The sequence below is a fragment of the Mycolicibacterium mageritense genome (assembly GCF_010727475.1).
In the GTDB taxonomy this organism is placed as follows: domain Bacteria; phylum Actinomycetota; class Actinomycetes; order Mycobacteriales; family Mycobacteriaceae; genus Mycobacterium; species Mycobacterium mageritense.
On the sequence record NZ_AP022567.1, the window covers coordinates 495,510 to 507,536 of the forward strand.

The 12,027-nt window shown below is 67.2% G+C and carries 13 protein-coding genes; 8 read left to right on the top strand and 5 right to left on the bottom strand.

Annotated elements, in window-relative coordinates; genetic code table 11:
- The first annotated feature begins 73 nt into the window (after nt 1–73).
- The 4 genes from G6N67_RS02350 to G6N67_RS02365 all read left to right on the top strand — a co-directional run bounded on the left by G6N67_RS02350 (nt 74) and on the right by G6N67_RS02365 (nt 4,695).
- On the top strand, nt 74–421 hold the full coding sequence (locus G6N67_RS02350) for a DUF485 domain-containing protein (protein WP_036437706.1): 348 nt from the start codon (nt 74–76) through the stop codon (nt 419–421).
- Nucleotides 418–2,049, top strand: coding sequence for a monocarboxylic acid transporter (locus tag G6N67_RS02355; RefSeq protein WP_036437708.1), 1,632 nt, complete (start codon nt 418–420; stop codon nt 2,047–2,049). Before G6N67_RS02350 ends, G6N67_RS02355 begins: the two co-directional genes overlap by 4 nt.
- An 87-nt stretch (nt 2,050–2,136) precedes the next feature.
- Nucleotides 2,137–3,324: an MFS transporter gene (locus G6N67_RS02360; RefSeq protein WP_036437710.1), complete on the top strand. Its 1,188-nt coding sequence runs from the start codon at nt 2,137–2,139 to the stop codon at nt 3,322–3,324.
- Nucleotides 3,325–3,360: 36 nt separating this feature from the next.
- Nucleotides 3,361–4,695, top strand: a complete 1,335-nt coding sequence (locus tag G6N67_RS02365; RefSeq protein ID WP_051579037.1) for an acyltransferase family protein — start codon at nt 3,361–3,363, stop codon at nt 4,693–4,695.
- Nucleotides 4,696–4,717: 22 nt separating this feature from the next.
- Here G6N67_RS02365 and G6N67_RS02370 read toward each other — a convergent pair whose 3' ends face one another.
- The 3 genes from G6N67_RS02370 to G6N67_RS02380 form a co-directional block, all read right to left on the bottom strand.
- On the bottom strand, nt 4,718–5,668 hold the full coding sequence (locus G6N67_RS02370) for a type IV toxin-antitoxin system AbiEi family antitoxin domain-containing protein (RefSeq protein ID WP_036438622.1): 951 nt from the start codon (nt 5,666–5,668) through the stop codon (nt 4,718–4,720).
- Between the two features lie 113 nt (nt 5,669–5,781).
- The gene (locus G6N67_RS02375; RefSeq protein ID WP_110798584.1) at nt 5,782–5,949 is read right to left on the bottom strand and encodes a DUF5302 domain-containing protein; all 168 of its coding nucleotides are present in this window, start codon (nt 5,947–5,949) and stop codon (nt 5,782–5,784) included.
- 42 nt (nt 5,950–5,991) lie between these two features.
- On the bottom strand, nt 5,992–6,435 hold the full coding sequence (locus G6N67_RS02380) for a PPOX class F420-dependent oxidoreductase (protein ID WP_036437711.1): 444 nt from the start codon (nt 6,433–6,435) through the stop codon (nt 5,992–5,994).
- 184 nt (nt 6,436–6,619) lie between these two features.
- On the opposite strand from G6N67_RS02380, the gene G6N67_RS02385 reads away from it, so the two are divergent.
- Genes G6N67_RS02385 through G6N67_RS02395 form a run of 3 tightly spaced genes read left to right on the top strand, consistent with a single transcriptional unit; the run spans nt 6,620 to nt 8,871 of the window.
- A complete protein-coding gene (locus G6N67_RS02385; RefSeq protein WP_230022010.1) occupies nt 6,620–7,462 on the top strand; it encodes an alpha/beta hydrolase family protein in 843 nt (280 codons plus the stop codon).
- Nucleotides 7,463–7,487: 25 nt separating this feature from the next.
- On the top strand, nt 7,488–8,003 hold the full coding sequence (locus G6N67_RS02390; RefSeq protein WP_036437712.1) for a DUF1697 domain-containing protein: 516 nt from the start codon (nt 7,488–7,490) through the stop codon (nt 8,001–8,003).
- Between the two features lie 25 nt (nt 8,004–8,028).
- Nucleotides 8,029–8,871 carry a class I SAM-dependent methyltransferase gene (locus tag G6N67_RS02395; protein ID WP_051579038.1) on the top strand — a complete coding sequence of 281 codons (843 nt, stop codon included), beginning with the start codon at nt 8,029–8,031 and terminating at the stop codon, nt 8,869–8,871.
- Here the strand turns inward: G6N67_RS02395 and G6N67_RS02400 are convergent.
- Nucleotides 8,868–10,334: a flavin-containing monooxygenase gene (locus G6N67_RS02400; protein ID WP_036437714.1), complete on the bottom strand. Its 1,467-nt coding sequence runs from the start codon at nt 10,332–10,334 to the stop codon at nt 8,868–8,870. The two genes, G6N67_RS02395 and G6N67_RS02400, sit on opposite strands and share 4 nt — an antisense overlap.
- Before the next feature lie 134 nt (nt 10,335–10,468).
- On the opposite strand from G6N67_RS02400, the gene G6N67_RS02405 reads away from it, so the two are divergent.
- The gene (locus G6N67_RS02405; RefSeq protein ID WP_036437716.1) at nt 10,469–11,665 is read left to right on the top strand and encodes an Rv1453 family transcriptional regulator; all 1,197 of its coding nucleotides are present in this window, start codon (nt 10,469–10,471) and stop codon (nt 11,663–11,665) included.
- Here G6N67_RS02405 and G6N67_RS02410 read toward each other — a convergent pair.
- Nucleotides 11,662–12,027, bottom strand: coding sequence for an Rv1152 family transcriptional regulator (locus G6N67_RS02410; RefSeq protein ID WP_036437718.1), 366 nt, complete (start codon nt 12,025–12,027; stop codon nt 11,662–11,664). The two genes, G6N67_RS02405 and G6N67_RS02410, sit on opposite strands and share 4 nt — an antisense overlap.

Here is a 12,027-nt window from a genome sequence, read left to right on the forward strand (position 1 = left end):
AGCCGTTTTGTGATCCACATCTCAATTAAGTTCGATTCCCAGCTGGTTCACAGTCGACGTCAGGAGTCACCCGGTGCCCGAAACCGACCTACCCGCCCGACCCGCGCCGAGCGGCGAGCAGTTCCTCGCCGCTCAGGCCAGCCCCGAGTTCCAGGAGCTACGCAGCAAGCTACGCCGGTTCGTCTTCCCCATGACGGCGTTCTTCCTGCTCTGGTATACCCTCTACGTGGTGTTGGGGGCGTTCGCCCACGAGTTCATGGCCATCAAGGTCATCGGCAACATCAACGTCGGGCTGCTGCTCGGCCTGGGGCAATTCGTCACCACATTCGTCATCACCGGCATCTACGTCCGGTTCGCCAACCGCGAGCTGGACCCGCGGGCTGCCGCCATCCGCGAACGGCTCGAAGGAGACGCTCAGTGAACACCCTCGTCGCAGCCGCAGACTCGGTCGGCAACCCGATCGCCAACATCGCGATCTTCGGCGCGTTCGTCGTCGTCACGATGTTCGTGGTGATCCGGGCCAGCGGCAACAACCGGTCGGCCGACCAGTTCTTCACCGGCGGCCGCGCGTTCTCCGGCCCGCAGAACGGCATCGCCATCGCCGGTGACTATCTCTCGGCGGCCAGCTTCCTCGGCATCGCCGGGGCCATCGCCGTGTACGGCTATGACGGCTTCCTGTACTCGATCGGCTTCCTGGTCGCCTGGCTGGTGGCCCTGCTGTTGGTGGCCGAATTGCTGCGCAACACGGGCAGATTCACCATGGCCGACGTGCTGAGCTTCCGGCTCAAGCAACGTCCCGTCCGGTTGGCCGCGGCCACCACGACGCTGACGGTGTCGCTGTTCTACCTGCTGGCCCAGATGGCCGGGGCCGGCGGCCTGGTCGCGCTGCTGCTCAACGTCAAGAGCACGCTCGGCCAGAGCGTGGTGATCGCGGTCGTCGGCGTGCTGATGATCGTCTACGTCCTGGTCGGCGGCATGAAGGGCACCACATGGGTGCAGATCATCAAGGCCGTGCTGCTGATCACCGGTGCCGCGTTGATGACGTTCATGGTGCTGGCCAAGTTCGGGCTGAACTTCTCCGAGATCCTCGGCAGCGCCCAGTCCGCGATCTCCGGGGCCACCACGGAAGGCGTGGCCAACCGCGACGTGCTCGCGCCCGGCGCGCAGTACGGCGGCTCGACCACGTCGAAGATCAACTTCCTGTCGCTGGGCCTGGCGCTCGTGCTGGGCACCGCGGGTCTGCCGCACGTCCTGATGCGCTTCTACACCGTGCCGACCGCCAAGGAAGCCCGTCGTTCGGTGGTCTGGGCCATCGCCTTGATCGGCGCGTTCTACCTGTTCACGCTGGTGCTGGGATACGGCGCCGCGGCCATTGTCGGCCCTGACCGCATTCTGTCGGCCGCGGGCAAGGAGAACTCGGCCGCACCGCTGCTGGCGCTGGAACTCGGCGGTGTCGTGCTGCTCGGCATCATCTCGGCGGTGGCCTTCGCGACCATCCTGGCCGTCGTCGCGGGCCTGACCATCACGGCCTCGGCGTCGTTCGCACACGACGTCTACGCCAGCGTCATGAAGGGCCACAACGTCACCGAGGAAGAGCAGGTTCGGGTTTCCCGGATCACCGCGGTGGTCCTCGGCGTGTTGGCGATCGTGTTGGGCATCCTGGCCAACGGCCAGAACATCGCGTTCCTGGTCGCCCTGGCCTTCGCCGTCGCGGCCGCGGCCAACCTGCCGACGATCGTGTACTCGCTGTACTGGCGGCGCTTCAACACGCGGGGCGCGCTGTGGAGCATGTACGGCGGCCTGCTGTCCACGATCATCTTGATCGTGTTCTCGCCCGCGGTGTCCGGCACGCCGAAGGCGATGTTCCCGAGCCTGGACTTCGCATGGTTCCCGCTGGCCAACCCGGGCATCGTGTCGATCCCGCTGGCCTTCGTCCTGGGTGTGGTCGGCACGCTGACCTCAAAGGACACCGGCAACCCGGAACGCAACGCCGAGATGGAGGTGCGCTCGCTGACCGGTGTGGGAGCCGAGAAGGCGATCGCGCACTAATCCGGCGAGCAGTCGCGAAAGTCCCCCAAACCACGTGGTTTGGGGGACTTCTGCGTCTGCTCGCTACCGTGAACTGTGCGCCGCCGAATGTCTTTCGCCCTCCTCGCCTACGCCTTCGCAGCCATCATGATCGGCACCACGCTGCCGACTCCGATGTATGCGCTCTACGCGCAGGAGATGCATTTCGCGGTCCTGACCACGACCGTCATCTACGCGACCTACGCGGGCGGGGTGCTGTTCGCACTCCTGGTGTTCGGCCGGTGGTCCGACGTGCTCGGCCGACGGCCTGTGCTGCTCGCCGGGATCGCATTCGCCCTCGCCAGTGCGGCGGTGTTCCTGGTCGCGGACTCGGTTCCGGTGCTGCTCGTGGCACGCGTGCTGTCCGGCCTTTCGGCGGGCGTGTTCGCGGGCACCGCTACCGTGGCCGTCATCGAGGCGGCACCGCCGTCCTGGCACAGCCGCGCCGCGGCGGTCGCGACGGTGGTCAACATCGGTGGTCTCGGCGCGGGCCCGCTCGTCGCGGGTCTGCTCGTGCAATACGCACCTCATCCGCTGCACCTGCCGTTCATCGTGCACATCGTGCTGGCGGTTCTCGCAGGCGTCGCGGTGTTCGTCGCACCGGAGACCTCGGCCCGCACCGGTCGCATCGGTCTGCAGCGCCTTTCGGTGCCCGCCGAGGTTCGGACGGTGTTCGCCATCGCGGCGCTGGCCGCGTTCGCCGGGTTCACGGTGACCGGCATGTACACCGCCGTCGCGCCGTCGTTCCTGGCCGACGTGATCGGAATCGACAACCACGCCGTTGCCGGCGCCATCGCGTGCTCGATCTTCGCGGCCTCGGCCGTCACCCAGGTCGTGGTCAATCGCGTCCCCACCGGCCGGGCGGTTGCGCTGGGTTGCGCGCTGCTCATCGTGGGCATGGTGATTCTGTCTGCGGCACTGTACTTTTCGTCGCTTGCGGCGTTGCTCGCGGCCGCCGTGGTGTCGGGTGCCGGACAGGGCATGAGCTTCAGTCGCGGGCTTGCCGCGGTCGCCGAGAAGGCTCCGGCCGACCGCCGCGCCGAGGTCAGCTCGACGTACTTCGTGGTCGCCTACATCGCGCTGTCCCTGCCGGTCGTGGGCGAAGGCCTGGCCGCTGAGGACTGGGGTCTGCGCACTGCGGGCGTGGTGTTCGCGATCGCCGTCGCGGTGCTCGCCGCGGTGTGTCTGGTGGCGATCCTGGTCGAGGAATCCCGCCAGAAACGGGCTGCGACCACCAATTTGAGTGCTTCTACCTAGATCGGACGCGCCGCGGCGGCCTTAGCGTTACTAGCCATGACCAGTGCTGTCACCACGCGCGCCCCGAAGGCCGCCCTGTTCCCCACCCCCGCCGAAGTCGAGGCGCAGACCCCGGCCGGCCGGGACCGCGCGATCGACGTGATCCGTATCGTGTCGTTGGTCGGCGTGGTGTTCGGCCACACCATCATGGCCACCAGCACCATCCGCGACGATGTGTTCATCTGGAGCAACCTGCTCACGGCCTCCACCGTGTTCCAGGCCCTGACCTGGATCTTCCAGATCATGCCGCTGTTCTTCTTCGCCGGCGTGGCCGCTTCCGTCCAGTCGTGGCGGCCCGGCGCATCCTGGGGTGGCTGGCTGCTCAAGCGGTGCACGCGGCTCTACCGTCCGGTGTTCTACTACCTGGGGTTCTGGGCCGCCGCCCTGGCGGTGCTGCGGTTCGTGTTGCCCGAACACATCTACGAGCCGATCGCGGGGATCTCGATCCAGCTGCTGTGGTTCCTGGGAGCTTATGTCCTGGTGCTGGCCGCGGTACCACTGCTGGCCCGCATCACCACCCCCGCGCAGCTGGCGAGCGCGGTGATCGGTACGTACGCATTCATCGCAGTGATAGACGCAGTCCGCATCAACATCGACGGATACACGTCGCTGGGCTACCTCAACACCGTGGTGTGGCTGATCCCGGGCATGTTCGGGGTCGCCTACCGCCGTCAGCTGCTCTCGAGCGCCGCGGCCCTGAAGATCGGCCTCGGCATGCTCGGGGTGAACATCGCGCTGCTGGCCTTCGGCCCGTACGAGCTGAGCCTGGTCGGCATCGAATCTCAGCACCTCAAGAACATGACGCCGCCTTCGCTGCTGCTTGCCGGGCACGCGATCATGATGTGCGCGTTCGCGATTGCCGCCGCGCCTGCCATCGCGCGGTGGGCGCAGCGGCCGCGGGTCTGGTGGCTGGCCGCGATCGGCAACTCCGGCGCGATGACGCTGTACCTGTGGCACATGCCGCTGCTGCTGGCCACGCACGTGGTGTTCGACTACCTGGGCCTCGACCGCTATGACCCCTCGACTCCGGGCTTCGTCGCACTGTCGGTATTGCAGCTCGCGCTCATGGCCGCGCTGGTGGCGATGGTGTTCGTCGCGCTGCGGCCGCTGGAGAACAACCCACTTCCGCTGTGGGACGGCGGCGCCGTCACCACCACCGGAACCCGCAGCGCCGCAGTCGGTTTGCTGCTGTGCATCGCGGGCGCCGCGACGCTGACCTCGGTGGCCTGGGGGCTCAAGGACCAGGGGATCTACTGCGTGGCCGTCATGTTGGCCGCCCTGGTCGCGGCCCGCTGGTTGGCATCAACGCCGAGGATCACAGGCGCTGGGTGACTGCGATCCTCGGCGTTGATGGCTATGCGGCGCGGTCGAGCCTGCCGAACTCGCATTCCGCGCCACATGGCTGTCCGACCACGGCCATGCCGTGCCGCCGCAGCACCTGAACAAGCTTGTCCGCCGTCCGGCATGGCCGACGGAAAACCTGTCCATACGACAACCTGACGGTCGCCCGGCCATCGACCGCGGCATCGAGATCTCGCTCGAAGTCCGCATCTCGCCGGGTCGCCGAATCGTGAAACACCCGCCCGTCGAGTTCGACGACGAGCCGTTCGCCGTACTCGGCATCGCGGTAGCAGACGCCGACGGACGACACCGATCGCTTCTGACGTGCGGCGCGGGGTAAACCGTGCGGCCGCTCGACGCGAACAAGATAGCCATGTTCGAGTACCGAACACGTACCGTCGGCGATGTCGACGAGCACCCCGCGCAACCATCGGCGGCGGCGCACCCGCCCGCGGGAATCGAGAACATCGAGCAGCCGCTGTGCCGTGGTACGCCGAGATTGGCATGCATTGGCCAGAACAGCGATGGCATCGAGTTCGGAGTCAGCGCGGCAGGCGACGTCGAGCGCTGCTTCGTCGTAGCGCATCCTCGGTGGACCGACGTTCCACAGAACCCGCTCCTCGAGGTGCGCGAGATGGTGAATGCGGACTCCCGCCGGCTCTGCCAATGCCGCGCGATCTCGCGCGATCGCGACGTGAACAGGCGACGCTTCGTCTCCCAACGCGGATTCGAAGCACAACGCTGCCGGAGCCGCGTAAAGCGCTGCAGCCCAGGCTTGTTGCAACCACGTCAGCGGCCCGGTGTGATTGATGTACACGCCGGCGTGCACCCGCGCCCACTCGTTGCGTCTGAGAAAGCGCCGGATGTCGTGCTGCACCAGCCCCGCGGCCAGTGCTTGCCGACGCGAGATCACCCCGTCCTGTTGCCGAAGCATGTGGTCGATGTCCACAGCCTCGATACTCATCGACGGGCGCTGCGGCCGCCAGAGCCATCCGGCGACCTGTGGATAACCATCAACGCCGAGGATCACAGCCGCTGGGTGACTGCAATCCTCGGCGTTGATGGACTCCCTGAGGATTAACCGCTCTTGCGGCGGAACTCGCGCCGATTCTCGACGGGGCCGTGCGCCCGGGGTTGGTTGCTTCCGCCGTCCTTGTGGGCCGCGCCTCCGGACGACTTCGCCTTCTTGCGCTCCAGCGCCTCCCGGAACTTACGTTTGGTGTCGTCTTCCGGTGTGTCAGCCATACGCCGCAGCGTAGCGCGATTCAGCCGGACACGTCACGCGCTTTACCGCAGGCCCGGCGGCATGCCGTAGACGTGCGACACGGGCAGCGTCAGCAGCACCCGGCGATCGTCGACCATCGCCCGTCGGTAATCGTCCCAATCAGGGTGCTCACCGGCGATGTTGCGGTACAACGCAATCAGCCCCTCGACCGTGTCGTCGTCCGGTGACGCGGCAGGCGGGGTGAGGATGGCGTCGCCCTCCGCAACGGCGTACGACCAACCGTCGTCGGAGCTGACGTGGATGGACGCTCGCGGGTCACGACGGAGGTTGCGGGTCTTGGCCCGGGACTCGGTGATGGACACCTGGATCACGACGGCCCGCGGATCGAAGTGATACGAGACGTTGGACAGCTGTGGCCGCCCGTCCTGTCTGATGGTCGCCAGTACGCCCAGCGAATTCCCACTGATCAAGGCCAACAGCTTGTCGTCGAATACCTGGCGCCCCATGATCCGAGCCTACGTCTTTACCATCGACTCGATGAGTGTTGGACCGAATGCGGCCCGGGATCACAGTTTTGGAGTTCGGCTAGGAGGGTCATTGCGCAACACCTGGCTGGCCGCCGCGCTCGCACTGGCCGCCCTACTGGCGCCCGCGTGCGCGAGCGGGTCGTCAGAACCGGTCACCACACCGATGCCCGAGGTGGTCACACTCACCGAGATCACCGTGGAACGCTTCAGGTATCCGACCGATGACCGGGCCGACACGCAGCAGAACTGGGCCGATCTGTATCTGCCTGCCGGCCCGCAGCGGGTGGACACCATCCCGCTGGTCGTGCTGATCCACGGCGGCGCGTGGCAGAGCGAACTCGGCGCGAGCGTGTTCGAGGGCCTGGCCCGACAACTCGCCGGCCGAGGCATGGCGGTCTACAACGTCGAGTATCGCCGCGTCGGCTCGGGCGGTGGCTGGCCGACCACGTTCCATGACGTCGCGCGCGCCCTCGACTACATCGTCGAGGTGGACAGGAAGTACCCGCAGCTGACGCTCGACGATGAACTCGTCGTGGGCCACAGCGCCGGAGGACAACTCGCGGTGTGGTCGGGCACCCGGCACAACCTGCGGGACGACGAGGTCGGTTCGCGGCCCGCGTTCCGGCCGACGCGCGTCATCTCGCTGGCCGGTCCGCTCGACATGGTGTACGCGGCCGAGCACGGTGACCGTCACATCGTCACCGTGCTCGGCGGCAGCCCGCGCGACGTGCCCGAGCGCTACGCATCCGTCGACCCGATCCAGAACATCGATCCGTCGGTGCCGGTGATCGCGATGCACGGCACGCGGGACAGTGTGGTGGCGCCCGCCAATTCGCAGCGCTATGTCGACGCGGTCAAGCACCGCGGCGGGCGCGCGGCCGTCGAGATGCTCCCCGGCGACAACCACACGTCGATCGTGTCGGCGCATTCCCCGAATTTTCAGCGGGTGCTCCAGGTCATCACCACGACATCGGACACGGACCTGGAGGATCTGCTCAGCAAGTAGCGCGGCGTCCCTACACTCAGATGCCGTGACCCGTTATGCCGCATTCCTGCGCGGCGTCAACGTCGGCGGCGTGAACCTCAAGATGGCCGACGTGGCGCACACACTCACCGAGGCCGGGTTCAGCGAAGTGCGCACCATCCTCGCCAGTGGAAATGTCCTGCTGGACAGCGGATCCAGCGCAGCCAAGGTCCGCAGCGTGGCCGAGAAGGCGTTGCGGGACGCCTTCGGCTACGAGGCGTGGGTGCTGGTCTACGACATCAAGACCCTGGCGGCGATATCCGCCGCCTATCCGTTCGAGCGCGAGGTCGAAGGGCATCACTCCTACGTGACGTTCGTCAGCGATGCCGAACTGCTCGACGAGCTCGCCGCATTGAAGCCGGGCGCGCAGGAGAAGATGCGACGCGGCGACGGGGTGCTCTACTGGCAGGTCGCGCGTAGCGCCACCCTCGGCAGCACGATCGGCAAGACCATGGGCAAGAAGCGGTACAAGTCGTCGACGACCACCCGCAACCTGCGCACGCTGGACAAAGTCCTGCGCTGACGGCCGGTTCGGTACATTCGGGCTGGTGACGACGAATTCGCCCGCCACGCAGCGCACCAAGGTGGCCCTGACCGGGGTTTCCGAGACGGCGTTGCTGACGCTGCAGGTGCGCGCCCATGAGGCTCGCCGCCCCGACCGGATCCTCGACGACCCCATGGCGGTGCAGTTGGTCGACTCGATCGACTTCGATTTCGCCAAGTTCGGCTACACCCGCCGTCAGGACATGGCGCTGCGGGCAAAGATCTTCGACCGTACGACGCGCAGCTATCTGCGCGACCATCCACGAGCCACCGTGGTGGCGCTGGCCGAGGGGCTCCAGACCAGCTTCTACCGCCTTGACGACTCCGGTGTCGGCCACGAGTTTCGCTGGCTGACAGTCGATCTGCCACCCATGGTCGAGCTGCGACGGAAGTTGCTGCCACCGTCGGACCGCGTGCAGATGTGTGCGCAGTCGGCGCTGGACTACAGCTGGATGGACCGCGTCGACACCGATCAGGGCGTGTTCATCACCGCGGAAGGGCTGCTGATGTATCTGCAGCCCGAGGAGGCGATGGGTCTCATCCGCGAATGTGCGCAACGATTCCCCGGCGGTCAGATGATGTTCGACCTGCCGCCCGCGTGGTTCGCGGCCTGGGCGCGCACGGGCATGCGAACGTCGTTGCGGTACAAGGTTCCCCCGATGCCCTTCAGCCTGACCCCGGCGCAGGCCGCCGATCTGGTCAACACCGTGCCGGGCGTGCGGGCCGTCCACGACCTGCCGATGCCGGCCGGCCGCGGCGCGATCCTCAACTCCATCATGTGGGCCATGCAGCGGCTGCCCCTGCTGGACCCGGTACGGCCCGTGATGACGCTGCTGGAATTCGGTTAAACCGTCGCAAGCGCCTTCCCGAACCGCAGCGCGGGATCCTCGACCGGCCCGCGACGCAGCGTCTCGGCGTCCAGCGTGTAGTTCATCGTCATGAGCCACGGACCGTCGACGCCCTGGCGGGGCAGTTCGTCGACGACGCGCTGCACGTAACCGGCCCCGAAGTCCAGCAGCGGACGGGTGGGGCCACCGGGGAACTCAGGACGCGCGGTGTCAAAACCCTTGTCGTCCATGTGCGTCAGCATGCGGCAGAAGTGTTCGCACAGCAGCCCGACCTTGAGCGTCCACGACGAGTTGGTGTAGCCGAACGCGAAGACGAAGTTCGGCACGCCCGAGAGCATCATGCCTTTGTAGCCCACGGTGTTTCGCAGCTCGACGGGTTCACCGTCGACAGTCAGGGTCATGCCGCCGAACAGCTGGACGTTCAATCCGGTCGCGGTGACGATGATGTCGGCCTCAAGCTCACGCCCCGATTCCAGCAGGATGCCACGCTCCGTGAAGGTGACGATCCGGTCGGTGACCACCGAGGCGCTGCCATTGCTGATGGCCGTGAACAGGTCGCCGTCGGGCACCGCGCACAGCCGCTGATCCCACGGGTTGTAATGCGGCGAGAAGTGTTCGTCGACGGGGTAACCGGCGGGCAGCTGGGCGGCGTTGACCTTGCGGATCAGCCGGCGCGCCGCGGTCGGATACTTCTGGCACAGCGTGTAGACCGCACGTTGCTTGATGATGTTCTTGCGCCTGGTCAGCGCATAGCCCCGCGCGTCGCCGAGCAGCCGCTTGGCGGTGTTGGCGAAGGTGTCCTTGGCCGGAACGGGCAGCACGTAGGTCGGCGACCGCTGCAGCATGGTCACGTGCCCGGCGGTCGGCGCCATCGACGGCACGAGCGTCACAGCGGTCGCACCGCTGCCGATCACGACGACCTTCTTGCCTGCGTAATCCAGATCCTCGGGCCAGTGCTGGGGGTGCACGATGCGGCCGGTGAACCGCTCGGTGCCCTCGAAGTGCGGCGTGAATCCCTGGTCGTAGCGGTAGTACCCGCCGCCGCAGAACAGCCAGTTGGCAGAGATCTGGACGAGTTCCTCGGTGTCGGCGCGTTCCACATCAACCGTCCACCGGGCTTGCGCCGAGTCCCACGCCGCCCCGAGCACCTTGTGGTGGAAGCGGATGTTGCGGTCGATTCGGTTCTCCGACACCGTCTCCCGCAGGTAGGCCAAGATCTTGTCGGCGGTGGCGATCGCGTGCTCGTCGCGCCACGGCTTGAACTCGTACCCGAACGTGTGCAGATCGGAGTCCGAACGAATCCCGGGGTAGCGGAACAGATCCCAGGTGCCGCCGGTCGCGCCGCGGGCCTCGAGAATCGCGTAGCTGCGGCCCGGGTGCTCGGCCTGCAGGTAGTAGGCGGCCCCGATGCCGGAGATGCCGGCGCCGATGATCAATACGTCGACGTGTTCGAGGTCGGACATGTCGAGGGCTCCTGTCGGGTGAGCGAAAGTGGTAGTGACGATCGTCGCGGGTACGGCCCACCGATCCAAGGGCAGAACTTCTCACTTTTCCTGGTTTAGCGGTGCAATGTGCACCACCGCCTTATGGTGGGCGGATGACCTGGAAGCCGCCGTCGCCGCGGGTCAGGGAGCTGATCCGGCAGTGCGCGCAGATCGTCGTGAATGCCCGGCCGGAATGGCTGGACGAACTCGATCACGCCGTGCTGGCCGCGAGTCCGCTGGTCGCGTCTGACCCCGAGCTCGCGGCGGCCGTCAGCCGCAGCAACCGCGCCAACCTGTACTTCTGGGGCGCGGCCAACGTGCGTGACCCCGGCGCACCCGTACCGCCCAACACCGGGCCCGAACCGCTGAGCATCGCGCGCGAACTGGTGCGCCGCGGCGCCTTCAACGCCTTCCCGCTCGACGCCTACCGGGTCGGCGAAGGGGTGGCCTGGCGTCGCCTCATGGAGATCGCCTTCGAGCTCACGTCCGAGCCCGCGGAACTGCATGAGCTGCTCGACGTGTGCTCGCGATCGATCAGCGCCTTCGTCGACGCGACCCTGGCCGGCATCGCCGAGCAGATCGAGCTCGAGCGCGACGAACTCACGCGCGGCACGCACGCCGAGCGGCGGGAGACCGTCGCCTTGCTGCTCGACGGCGCGCCGATCACCCGCAGGCGCGCGGAGAGCCGGCTCGGCTACGCCTTGACCGGCACCCACACCGCGGCGGTCATCTGGAGCGAGCAGCCAGAAGGCGACCTGGCCAGGCTCGACCGGGCGGCAGAGGCATTCGGGCATGCGTGCGGTGACCCGCGGCCGCTGAGCGTGCTTGCGAGCGCCGCAACCCGGTGGGTGTGGGCACACGGCGCGGCGGCCGGCGAGGTGCCCGCACTGGCCGACGACGTGCGTATCGCGATCGGCTCCACGGGTGACGGCGTCGACGGATTCCGGCGCAGCCACTTCGACGCGATCACGACGCAACAGATGATGGCACGGTTGCACTCGCCTCAACAGCTGGCCACGTTCACCGACATCGAGTTGATCGCGCTAGTGACCGCCGAACCAGACCGGGCAACCGCATTCGTCAACCGCGTACTGGGCGACTTCGAATCGGCCGGCCCCGAATTACGGGAAACCGTACGGGTTTTCATCGACGAACAGTGCAACGCGTCGCACGCCGCCGCCCGGCTGTACACGCATCGCAACACCCTGCTGCGACGCATGGCCCGGGCTGACGAGATGCTGCCGCGCCCGCTCGCCGAGAACACCGTCGACGTCGCGGTCGCCCTCGGCGTGCTGCGCTGGACGGGTTAGTCGAACACCGCATCCAGGTAGCGCAACGCGTCGGATTTGCCGATGCCCAGCGTCCGGGCCGTCTCGGCGAACGCGCTCGCGGCAGCCGCCATCGCGGCGTCGGCCGGATCGGCGCGTGCGACGAACGTGCCGTACCGCCCCCGCGTCTCCAGCACCCCCGCGGCCTCCAATTCCCGATACGACCGGGCCACCGTGTTCACCGCGAGGCCGATCTGTCCGGCGAGATCGCGAACGGTCGGCAACCGGGTACCCGGTGGCAGCCGACCATCGCGAATGCCGTCGATGATCTGGACCCTCAGCTGGTCGAACAACGCCTTGTCCGCATCCGGGTCCAATCGGACCCACTCCCCCAACTCGACCAC

Excerpts from the sequence above, each read along its gene's own strand:
- G6N67_RS02385 (WP_230022010.1), top strand. The coding sequence starts at position 6,620 with ATGCCCGAGGTGGTCACACTCACCGAGATCACCGTGGAACGCTTCAGG.
- G6N67_RS02405 (WP_036437716.1), top strand. The coding sequence starts at position 10,469 with ATGACCTGGAAGCCGCCGTCGCCGCGGGTCAGGGAGCTGATCCGGCAG.
- G6N67_RS02400 (WP_036437714.1), bottom strand. The coding sequence starts at position 10,334 with ATGTCCGACCTCGAACACGTCGACGTATTGATCATCGGCGCCGGCATC.
- G6N67_RS02380 (WP_036437711.1), bottom strand. The coding sequence starts at position 6,435 with ATGGGGCGCCAGGTATTCGACGACAAGCTGTTGGCCTTGATCAGTGGG.
- G6N67_RS02360 (WP_036437710.1), top strand. The coding sequence starts at position 2,137 with ATGTCTTTCGCCCTCCTCGCCTACGCCTTCGCAGCCATCATGATCGGC.
- G6N67_RS02370 (WP_036438622.1), bottom strand. The coding sequence starts at position 5,668 with ATGAGTATCGAGGCTGTGGACATCGACCACATGCTTCGGCAACAGGAC.
- G6N67_RS02375 (WP_110798584.1), bottom strand. The coding sequence starts at position 5,949 with ATGGCTGACACACCGGAAGACGACACCAAACGTAAGTTCCGGGAGGCG.
- G6N67_RS02365 (WP_051579037.1), top strand. The coding sequence starts at position 3,361 with ATGACCAGTGCTGTCACCACGCGCGCCCCGAAGGCCGCCCTGTTCCCC.